Origin of the sequence: Neisseria sp. HMSC065C04 (assembly GCF_001815375.1) — a bacterium.
GTDB lineage: Bacteria > Pseudomonadota > Gammaproteobacteria > Burkholderiales > Neisseriaceae > Neisseria > Neisseria flavescens_D.
Genome location: NZ_KV820406.1, coordinates 88935 through 113057 on the forward strand (window position 1 = coordinate 88935; position 24123 = coordinate 113057).

The 24123-nt window shown below is 47.0% G+C and carries 28 protein-coding genes; 18 read left to right on the forward strand and 10 right to left on the reverse strand.

Annotated features, from left to right (window positions below):
* Window positions 1-19: 19 nt before the first annotated feature.
* The 4 genes from HMPREF3022_RS04255 to HMPREF3022_RS04270 form a co-directional block, all read right to left on the reverse strand.
* A complete protein-coding gene (locus HMPREF3022_RS04255) occupies window positions 20-1417 on the reverse strand; it encodes a HAMP domain-containing sensor histidine kinase (protein WP_049331159.1) in 1398 nt (465 codons plus the stop codon).
* A 15-nt stretch (window positions 1418-1432) separates the two neighbouring features.
* The gene (gene misR / locus HMPREF3022_RS04260; protein WP_003748666.1) at window positions 1433-2110 is read right to left on the reverse strand and encodes a two-component system response regulator MisR; all 678 of its coding nucleotides are present in this window, start codon (window positions 2108-2110) and stop codon (window positions 1433-1435) included.
* 206 nt (window positions 2111-2316) lie between these two features.
* Entirely contained in the window at window positions 2317-4149 is a 1833-nt protein-coding gene (locus tag HMPREF3022_RS04265) for a PglL family O-oligosaccharyltransferase (RefSeq protein ID WP_070765172.1), read from the reverse strand.
* Window positions 4146-4502 (reverse strand): DUF2069 domain-containing protein, encoded by a 357-nt coding sequence (locus tag HMPREF3022_RS04270; protein WP_039862096.1) that lies wholly within the window; start codon window positions 4500-4502, stop codon window positions 4146-4148. Before HMPREF3022_RS04270 ends, HMPREF3022_RS04265 begins: the two co-directional genes overlap by 4 nt.
* Before the next feature lie 217 nt (window positions 4503-4719).
* Here HMPREF3022_RS04270 and hisC point away from each other — a divergent pair, with 217 nt between their 5' ends.
* The 15 genes from hisC (at window position 4720) to HMPREF3022_RS04345 (ending at window position 15660) form a co-directional block, all read left to right on the forward strand.
* Entirely contained in the window at window positions 4720-5805 is a 1086-nt protein-coding gene (hisC, locus tag HMPREF3022_RS04275) for a histidinol-phosphate transaminase (protein WP_070765173.1), read from the forward strand.
* A 19-nt stretch (window positions 5806-5824) separates the two neighbouring features.
* Window positions 5825-6781 carry an imidazoleglycerol-phosphate dehydratase HisB gene (hisB, locus tag HMPREF3022_RS04280; protein ID WP_049331163.1) on the forward strand — a complete coding sequence of 319 codons (957 nt, stop codon included), beginning with the start codon at window positions 5825-5827 and terminating at the stop codon, window positions 6779-6781.
* Window positions 6782-6950: 169 nt separating this feature from the next.
* Window positions 6951-7595 (forward strand): imidazole glycerol phosphate synthase subunit HisH, encoded by a 645-nt coding sequence (gene hisH / locus HMPREF3022_RS04285; protein ID WP_070765174.1) that lies wholly within the window; start codon window positions 6951-6953, stop codon window positions 7593-7595.
* A gap of 73 nt (window positions 7596-7668) precedes the next feature.
* Window positions 7669-8406 carry a 1-(5-phosphoribosyl)-5-[(5-phosphoribosylamino)methylideneamino]imidazole-4-carboxamide isomerase gene (hisA, locus tag HMPREF3022_RS04290; protein ID WP_070765175.1) on the forward strand — a complete coding sequence of 246 codons (738 nt, stop codon included), beginning with the start codon at window positions 7669-7671 and terminating at the stop codon, window positions 8404-8406.
* Window positions 8407-8570: 164 nt separating this feature from the next.
* On the forward strand, window positions 8571-8888 hold the full coding sequence (locus tag HMPREF3022_RS04295) for a hypothetical protein (protein WP_004519651.1): 318 nt from the start codon (window positions 8571-8573) through the stop codon (window positions 8886-8888).
* 40 nt (window positions 8889-8928) lie between these two features.
* The gene (hisF, locus tag HMPREF3022_RS04300; RefSeq protein ID WP_070765176.1) at window positions 8929-9696 is read left to right on the forward strand and encodes an imidazole glycerol phosphate synthase subunit HisF; all 768 of its coding nucleotides are present in this window, start codon (window positions 8929-8931) and stop codon (window positions 9694-9696) included.
* A gap of 52 nt (window positions 9697-9748) precedes the next feature.
* On the forward strand, window positions 9749-10147 hold the full coding sequence (hisI, locus tag HMPREF3022_RS04305) for a phosphoribosyl-AMP cyclohydrolase (RefSeq protein ID WP_141756495.1): 399 nt from the start codon (window positions 9749-9751) through the stop codon (window positions 10145-10147).
* Window positions 10148-10179: 32 nt separating this feature from the next.
* On the forward strand, window positions 10180-10503 hold the full coding sequence (locus tag HMPREF3022_RS04310; protein WP_003679440.1) for a phosphoribosyl-ATP diphosphatase: 324 nt from the start codon (window positions 10180-10182) through the stop codon (window positions 10501-10503).
* Between the two features lie 117 nt (window positions 10504-10620).
* Complete coding sequence (locus tag HMPREF3022_RS04315) at window positions 10621-10944, forward strand: histidine triad nucleotide-binding protein (RefSeq protein WP_049329536.1); 324 nt, start codon at window positions 10621-10623, stop codon at window positions 10942-10944.
* Window positions 10945-10985: 41 nt separating this feature from the next.
* Complete coding sequence (gene tatA / locus HMPREF3022_RS04320; protein WP_003679438.1) at window positions 10986-11189, forward strand: Sec-independent protein translocase subunit TatA; 204 nt, start codon at window positions 10986-10988, stop codon at window positions 11187-11189.
* A gap of 3 nt (window positions 11190-11192) precedes the next feature.
* Complete coding sequence (gene tatB, locus HMPREF3022_RS04325) at window positions 11193-11855, forward strand: Sec-independent protein translocase protein TatB (protein ID WP_049331172.1); 663 nt, start codon at window positions 11193-11195, stop codon at window positions 11853-11855.
* 15 nt (window positions 11856-11870) lie between these two features.
* Window positions 11871-12647: a twin-arginine translocase subunit TatC gene (tatC, locus tag HMPREF3022_RS04330; RefSeq protein WP_070765178.1), complete on the forward strand. Its 777-nt coding sequence runs from the start codon at window positions 11871-11873 to the stop codon at window positions 12645-12647.
* Between the two features lie 72 nt (window positions 12648-12719).
* Entirely contained in the window at window positions 12720-13373 is a 654-nt protein-coding gene (nfsB, locus tag HMPREF3022_RS04335) for an oxygen-insensitive NAD(P)H nitroreductase (RefSeq protein ID WP_283119043.1), read from the forward strand.
* 292 nt (window positions 13374-13665) lie between these two features.
* On the forward strand, window positions 13666-15051 hold the full coding sequence (locus tag HMPREF3022_RS04340; RefSeq protein ID WP_070765180.1) for a GntP family permease: 1386 nt from the start codon (window positions 13666-13668) through the stop codon (window positions 15049-15051).
* Window positions 15052-15141: 90 nt separating this feature from the next.
* Window positions 15142-15660, forward strand: a complete 519-nt coding sequence (locus tag HMPREF3022_RS04345) for a gluconokinase, GntK/IdnK-type (RefSeq protein WP_049331177.1) — start codon at window positions 15142-15144, stop codon at window positions 15658-15660.
* Window positions 15661-15719: 59 nt separating this feature from the next.
* On the opposite strand, the gene dtd is transcribed toward HMPREF3022_RS04345, so the two are convergent.
* The 6 genes from dtd to HMPREF3022_RS04375 form a co-directional block, all read right to left on the reverse strand.
* Window positions 15720-16181 (reverse strand): D-aminoacyl-tRNA deacylase, encoded by a 462-nt coding sequence (gene dtd, locus HMPREF3022_RS04350; protein WP_049331178.1) that lies wholly within the window; start codon window positions 16179-16181, stop codon window positions 15720-15722.
* 97 nt (window positions 16182-16278) lie between these two features.
* Window positions 16279-17043 (reverse strand): peptidyl-prolyl cis-trans isomerase, encoded by a 765-nt coding sequence (locus HMPREF3022_RS04355; RefSeq protein WP_049331179.1) that lies wholly within the window; start codon window positions 17041-17043, stop codon window positions 16279-16281.
* A gap of 44 nt (window positions 17044-17087) precedes the next feature.
* A complete protein-coding gene (locus HMPREF3022_RS04360; RefSeq protein ID WP_049331180.1) occupies window positions 17088-17957 on the reverse strand; it encodes a peptidylprolyl isomerase in 870 nt (289 codons plus the stop codon).
* A gap of 69 nt (window positions 17958-18026) precedes the next feature.
* Window positions 18027-18299, reverse strand: a complete 273-nt coding sequence (locus HMPREF3022_RS04365; protein WP_049331181.1) for a BolA family protein — start codon at window positions 18297-18299, stop codon at window positions 18027-18029.
* On the reverse strand, window positions 18296-18586 hold the full coding sequence (locus HMPREF3022_RS04370; protein ID WP_004519663.1) for a YciI family protein: 291 nt from the start codon (window positions 18584-18586) through the stop codon (window positions 18296-18298). The genes HMPREF3022_RS04365 and HMPREF3022_RS04370 overlap by 4 nt, the downstream gene beginning before the upstream one ends.
* Window positions 18586-19119 carry a septation protein A gene (locus tag HMPREF3022_RS04375; RefSeq protein ID WP_049331182.1) on the reverse strand — a complete coding sequence of 178 codons (534 nt, stop codon included), beginning with the start codon at window positions 19117-19119 and terminating at the stop codon, window positions 18586-18588. Before HMPREF3022_RS04375 ends, HMPREF3022_RS04370 begins: the two co-directional genes overlap by 1 nt.
* 353 nt (window positions 19120-19472) lie before the next feature.
* Here HMPREF3022_RS04375 and HMPREF3022_RS04380 point away from each other — a divergent pair, with 353 nt between their 5' ends.
* The 3 genes from HMPREF3022_RS04380 to porB all read left to right on the forward strand — a co-directional run bounded on the left by HMPREF3022_RS04380 (window position 19473) and on the right by porB (window position 23913).
* On the forward strand, window positions 19473-21458 hold the full coding sequence (locus HMPREF3022_RS04380; RefSeq protein ID WP_049331183.1) for a FimV/HubP family polar landmark protein: 1986 nt from the start codon (window positions 19473-19475) through the stop codon (window positions 21456-21458).
* Window positions 21459-21692: 234 nt separating this feature from the next.
* Window positions 21693-22538 carry a tRNA pseudouridine(38-40) synthase TruA gene (gene truA / locus HMPREF3022_RS04385; protein ID WP_049331185.1) on the forward strand — a complete coding sequence of 282 codons (846 nt, stop codon included), beginning with the start codon at window positions 21693-21695 and terminating at the stop codon, window positions 22536-22538.
* 313 nt (window positions 22539-22851) lie between these two features.
* Entirely contained in the window at window positions 22852-23913 is a 1062-nt protein-coding gene (gene porB / locus HMPREF3022_RS04390) for a trimeric porin PorB (RefSeq protein WP_049331186.1), read from the forward strand.
* Window positions 23914-24123: the final 210 nt, after the last annotated feature.

Here is a 24123-nt window from a genome sequence, read left to right on the forward strand (position 1 = left end):
GTTTCAGACGGCCTTATTTCTAGACTTCTTTTTTGTCTCCGGCTTTCTTTTTGGGAAGGATAAAACGCATCCTCAGGCCGTTGGGTTTGACATTTTCAGCAATGATTTTACCGCAGTGCTGTTCCATAATATGCTGCGTCAAGGCAAGCCCTAAACCTGTGCCGGGCTTGTGCGCGCTGGAGTCGGCGCGATAAAAGGCAGTGAAAATATGAGGAAGCTGCATTTCATCTACGCCAGGTCCGTTGTCGGTAACATCGATAATCCAGTTTTTGCCGTCTTGTCCGATATGGGTTTGAATGGTGCTGCCTTCCGGACTGTAATTGATGGCATTGCGGATAACGTTGTCAAAGGCGCGGTATAGATAGCCTTCGTTAGCGCTGACCACAGCATTTTCAGGGATTTTTGGGTCAATGCTCAGGGTAACGCTTTGGTTGTTTTGGTGAGCAATGCTTTGGTTGTCCTCAATCAAGTTGGTTAAGAACGGAACGAGTTTGAGGTTTTCTTTTTCCAAAGGAATATTGGAAGTCTCTAGGCGGGAGAGGGTCAATAATTCACCTACCAAAGTATCCATGCGCACCAATTCGCCTTCAAGCCGCTTGAGGTATTGCTCTTGCTTTTGCGGCTGAGATTGAATCAGTCCGACAATTGCCTGCATGCGTGCCAGCGGCGAACGCATTTCATGAGAAACGTGGTGGAGTAAATGACGCTCTTTGGCAACAAGTTTTTCCAGTTTCTCGGCCATTTTGTCGAACTGCACGGCAAGGTGGGACAATTCGTCGTCACGGTCGTCAACTTGCTGGGAAATGCGGGTTTCGAGTTCGCCATTGGCTACCCTGTCCATGCCACCGCCAAGAATTTTAATGGGCTTGGTGATGTTGTTGGCAAGGATGTATGCCATCAACAGGCCGACGATGATGATGAAAGACAGAATGATAAATTCATGCCAAATAGGCGAAAGCGGCAGGCCGGGAATAAAGAGCGGGCTAGGGAGGCGTTGAGCCTGATGGTTGTCCCAGCCTTTAATGAAGAAGAGGTATTCTTCGCCGAAACGGTCGTATTCGATGTGGGCTAAATCGGATTCGGGGTTATTGATGGCAAAGATGCGGGCACGTTCGATGGACAGGCTGTCGATGTTGCGGCCTAAAATATCTTTTTTATCGTCGCCGGTAATCACATAAACGGCATTGGAAACTGGATTGTTTTTCCATTCGGAAAGAATTTCGCGCGCACCGCTGTCTCCGCGCGAGTTAAACGCGGAGATGATGCTGCTCATCAATGTGGTTTCGATGGTGCGGCGTTGGTTGAATTGGTTTTCGGCGAGGGTGTTTTGTACCAGCCAAAATGAAAAACTCGCCACAAAGATTGCGCAGACGATGACTGCGCAAAATGTGGCGAAGATGCGTTGAAACAGTTTCATTGATCTGTTTAATCTTTAGTTTTTAACAAACAGGTAGCCTAAGCCGCGTACAGTTTGAATCAGGGAGGCATCGCCCAATTTGTGGCGGATGCTGGAGATGTGTACGTCGATGCTGCGGTCAAATTTAGCCAGTTTGCGGTCGAGTGCCTCGATAGACAGGGTCTCTTTGCTGACAACTTGTCCGGCGTGGCGCATCAAAACTTCGAGCAGATTGAACTCGGTGCTGGTCAATTCAAGCGGAGTGTCTTTGATGCTGGCTTGGCGTTTGGCTGGGTACAAAACGACGTCGCTGACGGAAATGCTGTTAGGCGCGTTGTTTTGTTCGTTGCTGTGTTGCGCACGGCGCAGGATGGCGTTGATGCGGGCCAAGAGTTCGCGCGGTGTGCATGGTTTCGGTACGTAATCGTCCGCACCCATTTCCAGACCGATAATGCGGTCGATGTCGTCGCCTTTCGCGGTCAGCATGATGATGGGCACGGTGCTTTGGGTACGTACGTTTTTCAGTACGTCCAAACCGTTCATTTTAGGCATCATGGAGTCTAATACGACGACATCGTATTGTCCGGTCAGAATTTCTTGAACGCCGGCTTCGCCGTCGGGAACGCTGTGGACGTTGAGGCCTTCGGCGGTCAGGTATTCGGTCAGTAATTCGGTCAAGAGGGCATCGTCATCTACGAGTAATACGCGACTCATGGAATTTCCTTTTCGTGATTGTATGCGCCGCGGTACTAAATGGCAGTACGGCGCTTAAAATAGAGTTGTGTTCAATCTTAACATGCAATCTGCTTTTGTTGATAGCGTAATTTTCTGTGCTTTTGCGCTTTTTTGCATAGAAACTCGCTGCTCTTTACATTTTCAGACGGCCTGTAAGGACAAACTGACAATTGGGCGTGTTTTGTTCAGGGTTTGTCGCATGATTGGGCGGTTTGGTGTTTCGGTGCGTTGATGAAATCTTTGCAATCGGATAAAAGTTTGGGCAGCAGTGGGGCGAATGCCGGGTGGCTGCGTATTTTGTCGGCGTAGAAATACATCATATAAGGATAATAATATTGCATTGCCTGCATCCATTGCGCACCTTCTTCTTTTTTGCCTTGCCGGTAGAGGTAAAGGCCGACTTGGTAGGCGCTGGAGTAGGGGCGGTAGTTCAGGGCTTTGAGTGCGGCTTCTTCTGCCCACGGACGGATGTAAGCATCGGTCGGGTCTGCACGTTTGCTCAAGCTCAAATCGGCGTAATAGGCAAGCATGGGGCTTTCTTTGGAAAGTTGTTGCAAGCCGTCGATTTTGTTTTGAACCGTTTGCTGATCATCGGTTTTCTCTACACGGCTATATTGGGTCAGATTTTGATATTCCCAGCTGAGGTTTGCCATGCCGATTAAAATCGATAAAGCAGCTATACCGCCTGCCCATTGTCTGATTCGGGTAGATAAAAGGCCGTCTGAAACATCTTTCGGATAAGAGGGTGTCAACGACAGAATCAGGCTGAATACGGTGAGGAAGTAGATATACCAAAGTGGATATTCAAGCATGCTGTGGCAGAGGCTGACGGCGGCGGCAGTCAGTAAAAACAGGGAAGCTGGCATTTGGTTGCGTCCCGATAGCCGCCATACGGCTGCAAGCAGGGTTAAGGTTGCCAGCAAGGTGCCGGCAATGCCCATTTCGGACAGCAACTGCATGACGATATTGTGCGAATGGGTAAACAGTACGCCGAGGATATTGTTGGGGAAATATTGTTGCTGGGCATTGATCAGAAAGGTTTGCTGGGCAAAGCTGTTCCAGCCGTGACCGAACCAAGGTGCGGATTGAAAGGCAATCCATGCCTTGCTCCATTCGATTTGGCGCATGGAGCCTTCAAAACCGCTGGTGCCTGCGCGTTCGACGGCGGTTTCGTATTTGATGTTGCCAAACAAATCCAACAGGCTGCCCATGCCGAATTGGAAAGCGGCGGCCAGGATGGCGGTCAGAAGGAAAATGCACAGTGCGCGTTTGTGTTGGAAACGGGTACGCCAAAACCATAACGGCGTAATCAGGAATAGGGCGGCAATGTAGCCTAAGATGGTGCGCGAGTTGACAAGGCCGAGGGTCGCAGTCAATGCCAATACAAACAGAAAACCTGCTGTATTGGACATTTTGCGCGCCGTCCATAAATAGGATGCCGCCAAAATGCCCCACATTAAATAATGTCCCAAATGATTGCGCTGGCCGAGTTGGCCGTTTACGGTACCGCTGCTTCGGGCAATGATGCCGTTCAACCACTCTACGTTAGACCAGCCTTTAAATTGCAGCCAGACGATGACGGCCTGTATGGTTGCACCTATCAATAAAGACCAAGCAAAGATGCTGACGACGCGTTCCTGTCCGTAAGCTGCTACCCAGCCCCGCACCGACCATGCGCCCAGTGCCAAAATAACAAAGGTCCAGGCGGTAATATCGCTCATGCCGGGGTAGGTGGAATACATGAGGCGCGCTTGGAGCGACCAAAATGCGGCCATGGCAAACAAGCCGATACTGAGTGCAGGAAGGCGGATATTCAGCAGACTTTTGTGTGCGCTAATCAAAGTCAGTACCAATGAGCCGCTTAGTGAGATGGCTTCCAAATAAAAGCTGGGCAGTGGACCGACTCGGTAGAGCGAGAGAAAAGGGACGGCGCAAATCCAAAGAAAACTGAGCCATAAAGGCCAAAAGGTTTTTACTGAAGATTCAGTCAGGCCGTCTGAAAGAGTGTGGTAGGTCATTTTGATGTGTGTTTTTGTTGTTTGATAAATGCAAGGCAGCCGAGGAAAAAGGCAATGCACAATAATACGGAAACGGCGGCGCAAATCCGGCTGGCGAGAGCCGTGTCTGCCAGGCGCATACAGGCTTCGGCAAAGTAAATCAGAATCAGCATGGAGCTGTATTGATAAGTGTAGATGCGTTTTTTCAAAATGCCGGTCAACGGCAAGCACAAAGGCAGGGCTTTCAGTGCCAACCATGAGCCGCCTTCGCGCAATGGAGCGATCCACAATTCCCACGACAAGGAAAGCAGAATCAGCAGGATAAGGCTTATGGAAGTTGCAAGATAAGGTAATGGGGAGCGTGTATTGTTCACAATATTGAGGGCGTAAGCTGTACTGGAAAACTTAAAATTATACCGCTAAAAAGGCGTGGTAAGCCAAGAATATTACTTAAAGATGCTGAAGAAAGGATTTATTGTTTTTTCTTCAAACGAATGAAACTTTATCTCGTTTTATAGTCTTATTAATATATATATCTAATAAAGATTGTGCTACTATTATAAATACTTTATCTCAGGAGGATAGAAAACCATGAATCGCGTTGCTGATGTTATCCGTGATGATATTAAAGTAATGACAGCCTATCAGGTTGCCGATTTGCCGGAAGGTTTTATTAAGTTGGACGCTATGGAGTGTCCGCATCACCCTTTCGCTGGGTATGAATCTTTATTGTCAGAATGGGCGGACTTGGCAAAGCAGGCGCCGATTCATTTGTATCCCCATACTGCTAAGAGCGGTATTTATGAAGAATTGAGGGAGGTTTTCGGTATTCCCGATAAGGCGGAAATCGTATTGGGCAACGGCTCAGACGAGCTTATCCAGTTTTTGACTATGCTGGTTGCCAAACCAAATGCGCGTGTATTGGGTATTGAGCCAAGTTTCGTTATGTATCGTCATAATGCCGCGCTTTATGGCATGGAATATGTCGGTGTTCCCTTAAATCCGGATTTCTCTTTAAATCTTCCTGCCGTTTTGTCTGCGATTGAGCAACATCAGCCGTCATTAATTTTTATTGCCTATCCCAATAATCCTACCGGCGTGTGCTTTAAGCGAGAAGAAGTGGAGGCGGTTATTCGTGCCGCTACCGGCATTGTGGTTGTCGATGAGGCATATGGCGCGTTTCATCATGACAGCTTCCTTCCGTGGGCGGGAGAGGTCGAAAATCTGGTCGTAATGCGCACCATCAGTAAAATCGGCTTTGCCGGCTTGCGGGTGGGGGATGCAGCGGCAAGTCCAAGTATTATGGGTGAACTGGCCAAAATCCTTCCGCCTTACAATATGAACCAATTAAGTTTGGCGGCAGCAAAATTTTCATTGAAACATCATCAAATCATTCAGCAAAACATTGATACATTAAAAAACGAGCGTTCGAGCGTGATGAATGAATTGTTGAAATTAAACCGTTTAGAAGTTTTTCCGAGCGAAGCCAACTTTATTACCGTTCGCGTTCCTGATGCGAACGAGTTGTTTGAAACATTGAAGCAAAACCGCATACTGATTAAAAAACTGCATGGCAGCCATCCGCTTTTGGATCAGTGTGTCCGCATAACCATAGGCTCGGCAGCGCAAAATGATGCCATCTTAGCCGTTATTAAAAACCTTTACCCTAATCTTTGATTCCAAGGAAACTACCATCATGAACAAAGCTCAACTGCATTTGACCAATTTTCTGTTACTGGTTGAAGAAGCCGGCTCATTAACCAAGCTTGCACGCGCATGCGGTTATGAAAACTCTGCCTCTTTGTCTCAACTCAAACGCCGTTTGGAACAACAAGCAGGCGATGAGTCTGCGCGCGGCATTCGTCCGAGCTTGGCTGCGAAGTTGGAATCCGGCATGCACAAACGCAAAGGCTGGTTGAACCGTGACCACAGCAAAGACCAAGAAAAAGCAGCAGCGGTTGAAGCGGCGCGTTTGGAAAAACAAACTGTCGAAGCAGTCGAAGCTGGTGTTTCAAACGAAGACCGTTTTGTTACCGTTACCCGCAATACCTGCGAAACCCAAATCACCGTCAGCCTCAATCTTGACGGTACCGGTAAATACCGCTTGGATACCGGCGTTCCTTTCCTTGAACACATGCTTGCCCAAGTGGCGCGCCATGGTTTGATTGACTTGGATATTACCTGTAAAGGCGATTTGCACATTGACGACCATCACACGGTTGAAGACATCGGTATCGTGGTGGGTCAGGCCTTGAAACAGGCGCTTGGCAATAAAGCCGGCATTACCCGTTACGGTCATGCCTATGTTCCGCTGGATGAAGCGTTGAGCCGCGTGGTCATCGATCTTTCCGGCCGTCCTGGTTTGGTGTATAACATCGACTTTACCCGCGCCCTGATTGGCCGTTTTGATGTTGATTTGTTTGAAGAATTTTTCCACGGCCTTGTGAATCACAGTATGATGACCTTGCACATCGATAATTTGAGCGGCCGTAATGCACATCATCAAGCCGAGACCGTTTTTAAAGCCTTCGGCCGCGCCTTGCGCATGGCGGTCGAATACGATCCGCGCATGATGGGTCAAACACCTTCTACCAAAGGCACGCTGAGTGAAGAATCTGTTCAAGAAGAAGCGGAAGCCGCGTCTGAAGAATAAGGCATCGTGTGAATGAATAAAGGCCGTCTGAAACCGATCGGGATTTCAGACGGCCTTTTATTATTTGTCTTGTATGGTGGCAATATTTTGTTTTAAACCATCTTTTGCTACAATCATTCTTATTATTATATTAATCATTAAATGTTTTCAGACGGCCTGAGGAGAAGCAATGAAAGTAGCGATTGTCGATTATGGAATGGGAAACCTGCACTCAGTATTGAAATCTGTTCAGGCGGCGCAGGCCTTGTCCAATCAAAATGCCGAGGTTTATCTGACTTCGCGGCCCGAAGAGGTGATGGCGGCAGATAAGGTTATCTTTCCGGGGCAGGGCGCCATGCCGGATTGTATGTCGGCGCTGAAGGCAAGCGGTTTGGGCGAGGCGGTTTCAGACGGCCTGAAAAACAAGCCATTTTTTGGAATTTGCGTAGGTGCGCAATTATTGTTTGAACACAGCGCAGAGGGCGATACAGATGGTTTGGGCTGGTTTGAAGGGCAAGTAAAACGGTTTTTGCCCAATCAAACCGATGCGCAAGGAGGCCGTTTGAAAGTGCCGCATATGGGTTGGAATACAGTGCGCCAAACCCGTCCTCATCCTTTATTTCAAGACATTGGGCAGAACGAGTATTTTTATTTTGTTCACAGCTATTATTTTGCACCGAAAAATGAAGAGATTGTTTTAAGCGTCAGCGAATATCCGAATGAATTTGCCTGCATTGTCGGTAAGGATAATGTGTTTGCCACACAGTTTCACACAGAAAAAAGCCATCAGGCAGGATTGCTGCTGCTGCGTAATTTTTTAAATTGGCAGATTTGAGGCTTTTAACATAAATCTGCTAAAAATCGCTAATTTGTGTAAAATATACTGAAATTGAATAGAGGAGAAAAAAATGCTGTTGATACCTGCCATTGATTTGAAAGAAGGACGCTGTGTTCGCTTAAAACAAGGTTTGATGGAGCAGGCGACGGTGTTTTCCGATTCGCCGGCAGAGATGGCTTTGCATTGGCGCAATCAAGGCGCACGCCGCTTGCATTTGGTTGATTTGAACGGCGCATTCGCAGGCGTTCCTCAAAATTTTCCGGCGATTAAAGAAATTTTGGCCGCCGTAGCCAAAGATATTCCGGTACAGCTTGGCGGCGGTATCCGTGATTTGGGCACCATTGAAAAATATTTGGATTTGGGGCTGACCGATGTGATTATCGGCACGGCCGCGGTAAAAAATCCTGAATTTGTGCGCGAAGCATGTAAGGCCTTTTCGGGGCAGATTATCGTCGGCTTGGATGCCAAAGATGGTATGGTGGCGATAGACGGTTGGGCAACGGTAACGGAGCATCATGTAGTCGATTTGGCCAAGCGTTTTGAAGACGATGGGGTCAACAGCATTATTTATACCGATATCGGCCGCGACGGCATGATGAGTGGCGTGAATATCGAGGCTACCGTCAAATTGGCTCAATCAGTAAATATCCCGATTATTGCTTCCGGCGGCTTGACGAATTTGGACGATATCCACGCATTGTGTGCCGTTGAAAAAGAGGGTGTGAGCGGTGCGATTACCGGCCGCGCAATTTATGAGGGAAGTATTGATTTCGCACAGGCACAAAAACTGGCCGATTCTTTGGCTTAAGTGTGTCGGATTATGCGGATAAGACCTTTCAGGCCATTAAAACGCAGCGGCTGACGCAGCACACAAAAATGCACTCAAAGGGAGTGCCTGTATAGGTCATGGGTTTATATCTTTTTGAAATAATTATAAAAACAACCCAATCGATATTTTATTAAGGGATTAGTATGCTTGAAGCGTTTGTTTTGGGTTTTTGGATTATCTGGTCATCCGACCGCGAAGTGTATCCACTAAGTGAAAGTTTGTGGTTTACACTGATTGCAGTGATATTGCGGCAGCTGACGGCGTTTGATTTGCCGATTATCGATACCTATTGGATGATTTTCAACGGGATAATATGGGCATTTGCCGGTTTGATTTTTTCCATCGTCGGCCGCATCGACAGCAATTTCATTATTTCCTGCGTCTTGGCGATGATAGCCGGTATTGGTTATTTTCAGCTGTTGCAACATTTGCCGGATTGGTTGAGCAAATTTTTGGCCTGACGGTTTCAGACGGCCTGATAACGGATAAGAGGTATTGAGTATGGCATTGGCAAAACGAATTATTCCTTGTCTGGATGTAAAAGACGGTCGCGTGGTAAAAGGTGTCAACTTTTTGGGTTTACGCGATGCAGGCAATCCGGTTGATGTTGCCAAACGCTACAACGATGAAGGCGCGGATGAGTTGACCTTTTTGGACATCACTGCCTCCAGCGACAATCGCGACACTATTTTGCACGTTATTGAGGCAGTTGCATCACAAGTTTTTATTCCATTGACCGTTGGCGGCGGTGTGCGTACGGTTGCCGATATCCGTCGTCTGCTTAATGCCGGTGCCGATAAGGCCAGCATCAATACGGCTGCCGTAACCAATCCTGATTTGGTCAACGAAGCGGCCGGTTTTTTTGGTTCTCAGGCGATTGTCGTTGCTGTCGATGCCAAAGCGGTCAACCCTGAAAACACCCGTTGGGAAATCTTTACCCACGGAGGACGTAATCCGACCGGTTTGGATGCGGTGGAATGGGCTGTCGAAATGCAGCAGCGCGGTGCGGGCGAGATTTTGCTGACCAGCATGGACCGGGACGGTACCAAACAAGGTTTCAACCTGCCTTTGACACGCGCGGTCAGCGAAGCGGTCGATATTCCGGTCATTGCTTCCGGCGGCGTCGGTTCTGTTCAACACTTGGTGGACGGCATTAAGGACGGGAAGGCAGATGCGGTATTGGCCGCCAGTATTTTCCACTTTGGCGAAGCGAGTATCCGTGAAGCGAAACTGGCCATGCGCGAAGCAGGAATCGAAGTGCGTTTATGATTGCTATCCAAAGGCCGTCTGAAAATATGGGAGAAAGACGCGAATGTCGAACATAAACGAAACGCTGCTGAATGCCGTAAAATTTGATGAAAAAGGTTTGGTTTGCGCGATTGCCCAAGATTGGCAGACACGCCGTGTGCTGATGGTTGCCTGGATGAACGCTGAGGCCCTGCAAAAAACCGTGGAAACCGGGTTTGCCCACTATTACAGCCGTTCCCGCCAGAAACAATGGATGAAGGGCGAAGAGTCCGGACATACGCAAAAAGTACACGAATTACGCCTAGATTGCGATGGCGACGCTGTGGTCATGCTGATTGAACAAAACGGCGGCATTGCCTGTCATACTGGGCGCGAAAGCTGTTTTTACAAAGTTTGGCAAGACGGCGCATGGCAGACAGTCGATGCCGTGTTGAAAGACGAAGAGGCGATTTACGGACATAAAAATCCTTAAGGCCGTCTGAAAGAAAATAAGAGAAACCGACCATGACCGATACTATCCTTACCCAAATTCAAAACGTCATCGATTCGCGCAAAGGCGGCGATCCCGATGCTTCTTATGTCGCCCAACTGCTACACAAAGGCGAAGACAAGATTCTGAAAAAAGTCATTGAGGAAGCGGGTGAAACCTTGATGGCCTCTAAAGATGGCGGTGGCGAACATTTGGTTTACGAAGTGGCGGATTTGTGGTTTCATACCATGGTTTTATTGGCGCATCACGGATTGCGTGCCGAAGATGTAGTAAACGAGCTTGCGCGCCGTCAAGGTTTGTCGGGACTAGTGGAAAAAGCTTCTCGCAAAGAATCTTGAATTTATATTACAATCCCGTATTTGACCTGTTTCAGAATCCGTCTCTTGGGGCAAAACGATTTCACTTTTTGGGTTGAAACCCGTTACGCCCGTTTTCAGACGGCCATTGGAGCCATTATGGATAATTGTATTTTCTGCAAAATTGCAACCAAAGATATTCCGGCACAAACTGTTTACGAAGATGATGAGATGCTTTGTTTCAAAGACATTCGTCCTGCCGCGCCGGTACATCTGTTGCTTATTCCGAAAGTACACTTCGATTCACTGGCACACGCCACTGCCGAACATCAAACTCTATTGGGCAAAATGATGTTGAAAGTTCCTCAAATTGCCCATGAGGCAGGTTTGACCGACGGTTTTAAAACCCTGATCAACACAGGTAAAGGCGGTGGACAGGAAGTCTTCCACCTGCATATCCATATCATGGGTACGCCCGCATAATTATTATCTCTTTTTAAATTAAACAAATTCAAGGATTTATCATGGGTAGCTTCTCTCTCTGGCATTGGATTATCGTACTGATTATCGTCGTTTTGGTATTCGGTACCAAAAAATTGCGCAACGTCGGCAAAGACCTCGGCGGTGCAGTGCATGACTTCAAACAAGGCCTGAACGAAGGTACAGACGGCAAAGATGCCAAAAAAGATGAAGTCATCGAACACAAAAAAGACGAAGACAAAGCATAATCCATGTTTGATTTCGGTTTGGGCGAATTGCTGCTGGTCGGCGTTGTCGCCCTAATAGTGCTTGGCCCCGAACGTCTGCCACAAGCCGCGCGCACGGCCGGGCGTTTAGTCGGCAAATTGCAAGGATTCGTCAACAACGTCAAGCAGGAGCTCAACACTCAGGCTGAGTTGGACGAATTGCGCAAGGTGAAGCAGGAATTTGAAACCGCCGCATCCGAGTTTCGCGACGGTATCAAAGACTTGGGCAACGATGCACAAAAAAATCTGAGCGATATTTCAGACGGCCTCAAGCCGTGGGAACGCCTGCCTGAGCAGAAAACGCCTGCCGATTTTGGTGTGGATGAGTTGGGCAATCCTTTGCCTGATCTGGCGCCAAGCAGTACTGAAAATGAAAGTGCGGCCCAAGTTCCTGAGGGAGGTGGGACAACGCAAACCCAAGAACCTGTCGGGGCTGAAAATGCCGAGTCCGAGCAAGACCGAGCTTGGCGTGAGTATTTGACCGCATCGGTTTCACCCACTCAGGCGGTCGAAGTCAGCTATGTCGACGCCCCTGTTGCTGATGTTCCTCCACTGCATACGACATCTCTGCGTAAGCAGGCGATGAGCCGCAAGCGCGATATGCGCCCGAAATTCCACGCCAAACCCAAACTGCGCGTCCGTAAGTAAAAAGTGAGTCAACCGGTGTCCGAACCTCAACACGAACAACCCGTCCAACCGCTTATCGAGCATCTTCTCGAGCTGCGCCGCCGCATGATGTGGATCGTCATCGGTATCGTCGTCTGCTTCTTGGGCATGATGCCGTTTGCCCAGCAGCTCTATACTTTTGTTGCCGAACCATTGATGGCCAATCTGCCTAAAGATACCAGTATGATTGCGACCGATGTGATCGCGCCGTTTTTTGTGCCGGTAAAGGTTACCTTGATGGCGGCGTTTCTGCTGTCGTTGCCGCACACGCTGTATCAAGTCTGGGCGTTTGTCGCCCCGGCTTTATACCAAAACGAAAAGCGTTTGATTACGCCGCTGGTGTTGTCCAGCGTGACGCTTTTCTTTGTCGGTATGGCGTTTGCCTATTTTTTGGTATTTCCCGTTATTTTCAAATTCTTGGCCGGTGTAACCCCTGTCGGCGTCAATATGGCGACCGATATCGACAAATACTTGTCCTTTATTTTGGGTATGTTTGTCGCATTCGGTACGACGTTTGAAGTGCCCGTTGTTGTGGTGTTGCTTGCAAAAATGGGCCTTGTTTCGACCGCTCAGCTTAAGAACGCCCGTCCGTATGTTATCGTGGGTGCGTTTATCGTGGCCGCAATCATTACGCCGCCTGACGTAATTTCCCAAACCCTGCTTGCCGTTCCGCTGATTCTGCTCTACGAAGCCGGCATTTGGTTCAGCCGTTTTGCCAAGGCCAAAACGCAGCAGGAAGATGAGAATACACCGCAGCCGCCGGCGGAAATTTGAGAATAAAGGCCGTCTGAAGGACTTTTCAGACGGCCTTTGTGTTTATGATAGTTTTAAATTTTAAGGAGCAACATGATGAATGTTCAGGAAATTGTACAAAAACGTTACAGCACCAAATCTTTTGATGCCTCCAAAAAAATTTCAACCGAAGATTTTGCCCAAATCGAAGCAGCACTGCGCTACAGTCCTTCCAGCGTCAATATCCAACCTTGGCATTTTGTGATTACAGATAATGAAGCAGGTAAGGCACGGGTAGCCAAATCTGCAGAAAATTTTCCGTACAACCTGCCCAAAATCATCAACGCTTCACATGTAATCGTATTTGCGGCACGGGTGCATGCCGATGATGACTATTTGGCAGGCGTGTTGGAACAGGAAGATAAAGACGGACGTTTTGCTACGGCTGAAAATAAGCAAATGGGCGATAATGCGCGCCGCACTTTCTTGGGTATCCACCGTAACCAAATGCAAGACGAAACCCAATGGTTGTCGAGACAAGTTCATATTAATTTGGGCTTTACCCTGTTTGCCGCTGCGGCCTTGGGGGTGGATGCCGTTCCGTTGGAAGGAGTGGATATGACTGTTTTGGATCAAGAATTTGGTTTGGCTGAAAAAGGTTATCGTGCTGTTGCCGTTGTCGCATTTGGCTATCGTGCTGAAGATGATTTTAATGCCAAATTGCCGAAATCACGTTTGGAAAACGAGGTAATTTTTACCCAGGTATAACCGAGGGGCTTGGTTTCAGATCATTGAAAAAGCCATCTGTTTCTATCTTATTGAGAAGCATAATGTCAGGCCGTCTGAAAAAAAACTACTTTTCAGACGGCCTTTTTATTGTTCTTGTTTTTCTTTGTCCTCCTTATTTTTCAAGCATCTTACAAAAAGGGTTTGGAAAAATAGGTGCTTATATTTTGGCCGGATTCAGCCGTACGATTTCATGGATAAATGTGTTATCGTATTCATTCATGTTAAAAAACATTAATAAATTTGTATTTTTCTTACAGAGAAAGGCTTCAAAATGGATGGTTGGACTCAAACGTTGAGTGCCGGCACTTTGCTCGGTATTGCTGCGGCAGCGATTTTGCTTATCTTGATTTTGATTGTAAAACTGCGCGTTCATGCCTTGCTGACGTTGGTATTGGTCAGCCTGCTGACTGCTATCGTAACAGGCCTACCTATGGGCAGTATCGTCAATGATGTGTTAGTCAAAAACTTTGGCGGTACGCTCGGCAGCGTGGCGTTGCTGGTCGGTTTGGGCGCAATGCTCGGCCGTTTGGTAGAAACTTCCGGTGGTGCTCAGTCTTTGGCAGATGCGCTGATTCGGATTTTTGGTGAGAATCGTGCACCATTTGCTTTAGGCGTGGCTTCTTTGATTTTCGGTTTCCCGATTTTCTTTGATGCCGGCTTGGTGGTGATGTTGCCGATTGTGTTTGCAACGGCACGCCGCATGAAGCAAACTGTTTTGCCCTATGCGTTGGCATCTATTGGCGCATTTTCGGTCATGCACGTCTTCCTGCCACCACATCCCGGCCCGATTGCAGCTTCTGAATTTTATGGCGCAAATATTGGTCAACTGCTGATTTTGGGTTTGCCTGTTACCTTGATTACTTGGTATTTCAGCGGCTATTTATTGGGTAAGATTTTGGGCTGCAGCATCCATGTGCCCGTTCCTGATCTGCTCAGCGGCGGTACGCAAGATAACGACCAACCGAAAGCGCCTGCAAAAGCATCTACTGTTGTCGGTATTATGCTGATTCCTATGCTGTTGATTTTCTTAAATACCGGTTTGTCTACTTTGATCAGTGAAAAAGTCGTCAGCGCAGACGAAGGTTGGGTGCAATTTGGACGAATGATCGGTTCGACACCGATTGCTTTGCTGATTTCTGTTTTGGTAGCCCTGTATGTATTGGGCAGTAAACGTGGTGAAAAAGCCAGTGCATTGGAGAAAACCATCGATGGCGCATTGGGCCCGGTTTGCTCGGTCATTTTGATTACCGGTGCGGGCGGTATGTTCGGCGGCGTGTTGCGTGCCTCCGGTATCGGTAAGGCTTTGGCTGACAGCATGGCTGACTTGGGTATTCCTGTTTTACTGGGCTGTTTCTTGGTGGCTTTGGCTTTGCGTATTGCACAAGGTTCTGCGACTGTTGCCCTGACTACCGCTGCCGCGTTGATGGCACCGGCCGTTGCAGCGGCAGGCTTCAGCGATTGGCAGATTACTTGCGTAGTATTAGCTACGGCGGCAGGCTCCGTTGGTTGCAGCCACTTTAACGACTCCGGTTTCTGGCTTGTCGGCCGTCTGTTGAATATGGATGTACCGACGACCTTGAAGACATGGACGGTCAACCAAACACTGATCGCACTCATCGGTTTTGCTTTGTCGTCAGTGTTGTTTGTTTTGGTTTAATCGGAAGAACGGGTGGATAGTGTTTTTGAGATAACACAATCCGCCCTTTTTTAAATACCGTTAAAATCTAGATAAACAAGGAGTAGAAAAATGACGACACATTTTGTCATGATGGGCGTGTGCGGTTGCGGTAAAACCACTGCCGCGCTGTCTTTGCAAAAACACCTCAACCAATGCCCGTATGCCGAAGGCGACGATTTTCATACCCAAGCCAACCGCGGCAAAATGGGTGCCGGTATTCCGTTGACGGACGAAGACCGCTATCCTTGGCTGGGCAATTTGCGTGACTGGATGACGGAGCAGGCAAAAAACGGGGAAAAGTATTCCATCGTTACGTGTTCCGCACTCAAGCATCACTATCGCGATATTCTGCGTGGTGCGGAAGGGAAGGTGGCTTTTATCCATCTGACTCCACCTCAAGCAATCAATCTTGAACGTATGCTGTCGCGTCAGGGGCACTATATGAAAGCCGGAATGCTGGATTCGCAGCTGGAGATTTTGGAAGAGCTGGGTGCGGATGAGTACGGTGTCAAAATCGATAATCCGGGTTCGCCTGAAGCCGTTGAGGCAGATATTGTGAACTGGGTGAAAGCGCAATGCTTGATTTAGTAATGATCAGAAATGGAAAGGCCGTCTGAAATATTTCAGACGGCCTTTTTTGATGGGATTTAGAATGTTTTTTGCGAGTCAAGCAATAAGGTAACCGGCCCGTCATTGCAAAGGGAAACCTGCATATGGGTTTGGAATCTGCCGGTTTCGACAGTCAAGCCATGTTCACGTAGAAGTTGTGCGGTGTATTGATAAAGCTTATCGGCTTGTTCTGCGGGCGCGGCATTGGAGAAAGATGGGCGGCGGCCGCTGCGCGCATCGGCGTAAAGGGTAAACTGGGAAACCAGCAATATCGAGCCGCCGACATCTTTGAGCGATAAATTTAATTTGCCGTTTTCATCTTCAAAGATACGCAGGTTGGCGGTTTTATCCGCAATGTATTTGGCGTCCGCTTCTGTATCGGTATGTGTAACGCCGAGCAATATCATAAATCCGTTGTTGATTTCGCCGCAGGTTTCTCGGGAATCTTCGGACAAAACATCAACTTTGGCTTGGGTAACCTTTTGAATGACAGCACGCATAATGTTTTGTTAATACAAGGAGTTGTAGAAAAAGGGCGCAAGATACGCCCTCTGGGTTCAAATATGGTTTCAGACGGCCTGAAACTATTGAATCAATTTACGGATTAATGCCGTTGTCTTTCAAGATACGTTCGATCTGATTCTCGACTTTTTGTCGTTTGACAGCTTGGGCAAGCTGATTACGCACCAGTTCGAAAGGTTTGGCTTTAGGATCGCGTTCTACTGCACTGAGTTTAAACAGGTAAAAACGGTTTCCTATTACAACCGGCTCATGCGTTACATCGCCTCGGTTCATGTCGGCAAAAGCAACGGCCAGTTGGGGAGGAAGCTGTTGCGGAGAAATGAAGCCGTCAAATTCTTGTTCTGGGTTAGGATAGCGCTTCATCAGCTCTTCGAATGACAAGCCTTTGAGCAGCAGTTCTTGCGCGGCGCGTACTTCGTCGGCTGAGGCAAAGCTGACTTGTTGCAGCTTGATAATGCGTGTTTGCTGGTCGTAGAAACGGCGCAACTCGGCATCGTCAACTGCGGTTTGACGTTCTAGATAAGCAGCGTATTGGTTAGCATAGAACTCAGCTTCAACGTTTTTGAATTGATTCTGTACTTCCGCATCTTTGTCCAAACCAGCTTTGAAGGCTTCATTTTTCAAGATTTCCAAAGTCTGCAAGCGTGTAACCACATCTTTGCGGATTGCCTGACCATCGGGTTTGGCAGTTTGGTTGGGATGCTGGTCGGCCTGTCTCAATACTTCGGCAACCATGCTGTCGATGCGGGCGGGATCGATATCAGGTGCTTTGGCGGTTGCCAAACCGATCGTCGATAGGGCGAGGATAGCCAAAACGGCAGTTTTGGGCTTGATGTTCATGTGAGTTCCTTATTGCCCGCCGCTATCACGGCGGGCACGTTATATTATTTGTTGACTTTGATGCTGGCTTTTTTCAGCAATGATTGAATGGCCGCATCAACACGGGCTGCCTGTAAGTCGCTGCCAATCTCGTTTTTAGCGGCTTCGTAAGAAGGTACGGTAACGTTGCGACGGTCATTGACGTAGAAAACGGCGTACAGATTACCGTTTTGTAGCGGCGTTTTAGTGTACGCGCCTTTTTTCAGGTCTTTGACGGCTGCATAAAGCGGAGGTGCTGATTCTTGCAAATCTTTGAGCGGAACATAAGCTTTAGGGATACCGCCGGCTTTTTTGGCTGCTTCATCAATTGAGTATTGGTTCAATACCGAAACAAAGCTTTTTTTCGCGTCCAAATCGGCAATGGCTTTTTGGGCATTGCTGCTGTCGGTTAAGATTTCGCCCAGTTGGACTTCCTGAGTACCTTTATAGAAGTTGCTGAAGTCGTTGTAAGCGGCTTTGACGTCTTTTTCTTGGACAGGATATTGACGGACGATATGTGCCGCGAACGCTTGGCCTAACAAATCATTTTCGAAAACTGCCCATTCGGTTTTGAATGTGGCTTTTTTATCTGCACCTTGCTTGGCGGCATCGGCACGCGCTTGCTCCAATGCAGCTTTGAATTCAGCGCTTTGATCCAGTTTTAATTTTTTAGCTTCTTGGGTAACCACAGTGCTGATAACTTGGCGTTCAGTCAGCATTTGACGCAATTCGGGAGTGTCTTGAACGTTCGGGTTGCTGGCGCGTATGGAAGCAACTTGGTCATCGATAACACTGCTGTCGATGGCTTGACCGTTGACGGTAACCAAAGCTTGGGCAAACAGGGTACCGGAAGTCAGGGCAAGCATCAAGGTTGAAGCAAAGTAGGTTTTTTTCATCGTATTTCTCTTTTAAATTAATGATTGGAAGTGAATTAATGATTAGAAATCAAAGTTTGAGTAGTAATCTTAATGGAAGTATTCGTCCGGCGTGGCCGCTTTGATACTGAGTGCATGAATCAGGCCGTCTGAAAACAAGTCCTGCAAAAGCTGCTTAATCATACGTTGCCGCTGGAGGCGGCCAATGTTCTCAAATGCGTTGCTGACCACCACTATAGCGTAATGCCCGCCGCCTTTATTGCCGGCATGGCCGGCGTGCAGGTGGCTTTCATCTTCAAGATCGAAGAACTCAGGCTCAAGCGCCTGCAGGCGTTCCTCGATAATTTGACGCATATTGCTCATTTGAATACGGCTTTAAAGGGTTTAATCAATACTTCTGCGTATACGCCGGCATCGACGTAAGGGTCTTGTTCAGCCCATTCTTGTGCAGCGTCCAAAGATTCAAATTGAGCCACGATCAGGCTGCCGGAAACGCGTTCCGGATTGTCTGGTAGAGGATTGGGGCCGGCAGTCAGCAGACGGCCTTGCGCTTTCAATTCTTCCAAGCGTGCTAAATGAGCAGGGCGTGCTGCCATGCGTGCTTCGTGGACATCTTCGGCATCAGTAGCCAAAAGCATAAAATATTCCATTATTGATCCTCCTTAGACTGGAAACGCATCAGATACATGCCCTGTGCGATGGAAAAAATGATTGTGAAACCCAATGTGCCGAACAGTTTGTAATTGACCCATTGGTCTGGAAAATACGTAAAGACAAAGAGGTTGGCCGCACCCATAAAAATCAGGAAGCCAATCCATGCATAAGTCAGGCGTGTCCATGCAAAATCAGGGAGCTGCATTTCTTTGCCCATGACGGCTTTAAGCCCGTTTTTACCGGCAAGGTGGCTAAACAGCATGACGATTGCGCCGATCCAAAACAGAACGGTCGGTTTCCACATGATAAAGCGGTTGTCTTTCAGCAGAATCGTTGCACCGCCAAAAAAGACAATTAAAATCAGGCTGATCCATTGCATGGTGTCCAGCTTGCGGTGTTTCCAAAAGGTCAGCGCAGCTTGGGCAATACCGACTATAACCGCAACAGTCGTTGCGGCAATCATGTCTTTGGTGATGATGTATGTGATGAAAAATAAGAATACGGCGAATAAGTCGCTCAAAACCTTCATATATTAATGATGAAACTAATTGAGTAAATGCTAATCATACAGGGAGATGTGTTTTTTTGCACCTTTCCCTATGACTTTAATACCACATATATCCATATGAAATATTTGTTTTGGGTTGGCGGAATTTGTAAAAAAGAAACACAAGCATGCAAAAGTAATAGATTTGCTAAGGATTTTTAGGCTGAATAGCCTCTATTGCTTGGCAGGAATGGGTTAAAAATATATCATGACGTAATATCTAGTAAATATATGGTTAAATGCGCGCACATTGGTCAGTACCATAATTTCCGAACAGGGGATCAGTTTTGAAAAAACATCACAATATTAAATTAATTACAGCTTCTATCGCTTTAATGACATCGCTCAGTGCCTCTGCAGGTTTGGGCGGCTTGAATGTTCAATCTCATTTGGGTGAGCCTTTTACAGGCAGTATCACTGTAACTGGAGAGGAAGCTCAGGCTCTGCTTAATGGCGGTAAGGCTACTATTTCAAATGGCAATTTGCGTGCAGCGGTACGCAAATCAGGCGATAAGGCAGTCGTTACCATCCGCTCTTCTAAAGCCATCAAAGATCCTGTTTTGGTTTTCCAAGTAGGTGTTGGTGCGCAATCGCGTGAATACACCGCTATTATCGATCCGGCCGGATATGATTCTAAAGATGCTGCATCTGTTCGTACCCGTCCGGCTACTGAATCTCAATCCTCCGAGCCGACACGCAATGCCCAACAGCCTGCAACTAAAAACAATAAAGCAGCAGGTAATCAGGCAGCTCAAGCGCGTAAGGATGTACAGCGTAAGGCTGAGAAAAAACAAGTTCAGACGGCCTCTGCTAAAAACGACACGGCCTCACGTTCAGGCAGACAGCATTTGGTGCGTACGGGTGAAACCCTGATTGCCATTGCGTCGAGCATCCGTCCGCAAGGTATGACCCTGGATCAAACCATTCAGGCTTTGGTAAATGCCAACCCGGATGTGTTTATCGATAATAATGCCAACCGTATGTTGGCAGGTAAAGTGCTGAATATTCCAAACCGTAGCGAATTGCAACGCTTGGCTGCTTCTGCTCCTGTTAAAACCAATACAGCGACAGAGAAAGGCAAAGAAGCCGCCAATGCAACAGAAGCTAAAACTGAAAAACCTGTTGTTCAGCCTGAGGCTCAAACTGAAGCCCAGGTTAAAGATGCTGGCGTAAATACACAGCAGCAGGAAGAAGTGAAACAAGCTTCAGCTGAACAAACAGAACAAGCAGCATCTGCAGCTGTTAATGAAAATGCCGCATCGATTGTTCCTGCGTCCGATATTCAAGAAGCTATGGCTTCTGATGCTCAAGAGAACGTAATGGCTTCTGAGCCTGTTGCAACCACGGATTCTGTCGCGGAGCAAACAGAAGGCGAATCAGACGGCAATTTATGGAAATGGTTATTGGCAGGCGGTGCAGCCCTTATTGCTGCTTGGTTGTTGTTAAAAACTGCGGGTAAACGTAAAGATGAGCCGGAAGCGGCACCTGTAAGCCGTAAAGATGAAGAGAAGGCTGTACAGAAAAATGTTGCTGCTTCAGCTGCTGTGGTTGCTGCAACTAAAGTAACGCCGTCTGAAAAAACTCAAGACGGTCTGTTTATCGAAGACGATTTCGAAGATGATGTGGTTATCAATGAGGTAGAAGAATCTTCCAATATTGATGATGTCAAACTTGATTTGGGTAAGATTGACAATAGTCAGGCAGGTATTCTTTCAGGTGCAGTAACGCATGATGTTGAGACGGAGCAACGTCGCCATGCTGATTGGGACAATATCGAATCAACGGAAAGCGTGTACGAGCCTGAACCAGAAAATCCATATCAGCCGGTATCCGTTGTTATGCCTGAACGTAAAGAAGAGCAGGCAAATACATTTGCTGGGTTTGATTTGGCAGCAGAGAAAAAAGTCTCTGAGTCAAGAAATGAAGAGCCACTTGAGTTTACGGTAGAAACCCCTGAAGATTCAGACGGCCATGTGCTGCCATTTGATGTCAAGCAAGATCAAGACTTGCAAATTCAAGAAACCAAAGAAGAAGTAGAGAAAGAAGAAGCTGCTTCTGAGTTTGTGATTGAAGAAGGTGCATTGGAATGGGGAGCTGAAGATGTTTCAGTGGCTGCCGATAAAAGCAATAGAGAAAGAGGCTTTGTTTCAGAATCAGTCGGCATGACTGCACCGCTTGAAGCCAAATATGATTTGGCTAAGATGTATATCGAAATCGGTGATCCTGAAGCGGCTCGAGAAACATTGCAAGCGCTGATTGAAGAGGCTGAAGGCGATATTCTATATAAAGCCCAAAAACTGATGAAAGAACTTGGAGCATAAGTGTTCAGTCAAATGAAGATGCCGTTTCAGACGGCATCTTTTTTATGGTAAATTAAAAAATGAGATTTGGGCCGAATCCATTTTTAGATATGACAGTATTGCATGGCAGTTCTATGGTGGACGAAGATAAAGGCTGTCTGAAATACATGATGAGAGGCGTGTGCTGATCACGCCTTTTTAATATTTTGTTACTTAAGCGTAGGCAACAATATCAATTTACAAGAAGTATAAGAAATGACTGAACAAGCAAATACAACAGGGCATCTCGTGCAGCGTTGGGCTTTGACCCTCTCTTATGATGGTAGCCGTTTTTATGGTTGGCAAAAACAGGCTGGAGATTTGCCGACTGTTCAGACGGCCTTAGAGCAGGCGTTGTCTTCAATAGCAGGGGAGCAAATTAATACTATTGTTGCGGGAAGGACGGATACGGGTGTGCATGCAACTGCTCAGGTCGTACACTTTGATACATCTGTAGGCCGTCCGGAGCAGGCGTGGGTGCGTGGTGTCAATGCGCATTTGCCTGATGGTGTGGCTGTATTGCTTGCACAAAAAGTTGCACCGCATTTCAATGCCCGATTTGATGCTTATGGTCGGCATTACCGTTATTTGCTGGAATCATCTCCGGTTCGCTCTCCGTTGTTGGTCGGTAGGGTGGGGTGGACGCATTTGAAATTAGATTTAAATCTAATGAGGCAGGCTGCTGCTTTATTGGAGGGTGAACATGACTTCTCCAGCTTTCGTGCGGCTGAATGTCAGGCGAAATCCCCTGTAAAGACACTATATAGTACAAGTATTAGTGGAACTTCTCGCTATCTGTGCCTTGATTTGCATGGGAACGCATTCTTACATCATATGGTACGCAATATTATGGGGGCATTAGTGTATGTGGGTAGCGGCAGAATCAGTGTAGATGAGTTTGAGTCGGTCTTTCACGCAAAAAGTAGATTGATGGCTCCGCCAACTTTTATGTCTGATGGCCTGTATTTAACAGGTGTTGACTATCCTGGTGAATTTGGCGTGACGCAACTATCTCTACCCGAGTGGATGAGCGTTCTAGGTAATGATTTTCAGACGGCCTAATTGCGGATTGTTGGTATAAAAGCAACAAAATAGCGTGATTGATGTGTAAATTAATAAAGTGTTGTAAAAATGCAAATTTTGGTTTTAAAGAAATTTATCATTGATTTTAAATAATAAATTTCCATTATTCGGGTTATCTCTACCTTTATTTGGTTCCTGCGGTAGTGGAGGTTGGTCGAATAAAGTTTGTTTTTTTAGAGAGGAACAATTATAGTGACAGTCATGGAATCGCTGATTCCAGCGATAAAGTAAGCCTAAGCGGATTGTCCGGTCTGCTTAAGTTATTTCTTCACAATAGAAAAGGAATACAGCAATGAAAAAATCTCTGATTGCTCTGACTTTGGCAGCTCTGCCTGTTGCAGCTATGGCTGATGTGACTCTGTACGGTCAAGTTAAAGCCGGCGTTGAAATTTCTAAAGTAAAAGAAGGTAAGACTACTTCTAAAACTGCTACTGAGATTGCTGACTATGGTTCTCGTATCGGCTTCAAAGGCCACGAACACTTGGGTAGTAACCTGAATGCTATTTGGCAAGTTGAACAAAACACTTCTATCGCCGGTGGTGACTCTGGTTTCGCGACCCGTGAATCTTTCTTGGGCTTGGAAGGCGGTTTCGGTAAAGTTCGTGCTGGTAAATTGGATACTTCTCTGAAAAACAGTAGCGATAGCTTTGACCCTTGGGAATCTGGTGCAGCTAATGCAGACGCTCTGCAATTGGGTAAAATCAAACGTGTAGATACTCGTAAAGTATCTGTACGTTACGACACTCCTGTGTTTGGTGGTTTCAGCGCAAGCGTACAATACCAACCTCGCGACAATGCTAACCCTAGCGATAAATACGATCACGCTGTGAAAAGCCGTGAATCTTACGACTTGGGCTTGAACTACGAGAACTCTGGTTTCTTCGGTCGCTACGCTGGTTCTTATGCTAAACGTGCTGACTTGACTTCTGGTTACCTGGATGCATTCAACCACAACACTACTTTGGCTGCTGGTGCTTACAAAGATCACCAAGCTCACCGTCTGACTGCTGGTTATGATGCGAATAACCTGATGGTTGCTGTTGTAGGTCAATACGAAGGCTTCAAAGCTGACGTAGCTGGTGCTAAGAAAAACGAACGTACTGAAGTTGGTGCAACTGCTGCTTACCGCTTCGGCAACGTAACTCCTCGTGTTTCTTACGCTCACGGCTTCAAAGTTAAAGAAGAAGGCGTGAAACAAAAGAACAGCGCTTACAACCAAGTTATCGTTGGTGCTGACTATGACTTCTCTAAACGTACTTCTGCCCTGTTGTCTGCCGGTTGGTTGAAAGAAGGCAAAGGCGACTACAAATACGAGAAAACCGCTGGTACTGTTGGCCTGCGTCACAAATTCTAATCTGATTTAAGATTAGTCTGAAAAAGAGCCTGTTTTATGCAGGCTCTTTTTGTTTTTGTAAGAAATATATTTTGTCATTGCAGGGGCAGGTTAAAGTATTTTCGATATTCGTTTTCACACGGCCTATGGAAATTTAAGTCAGGTTATATTCTATTTAATATATGTTAAATGAAATTTTGGAAATTATTTTGAGTATTATTATAAATAAGT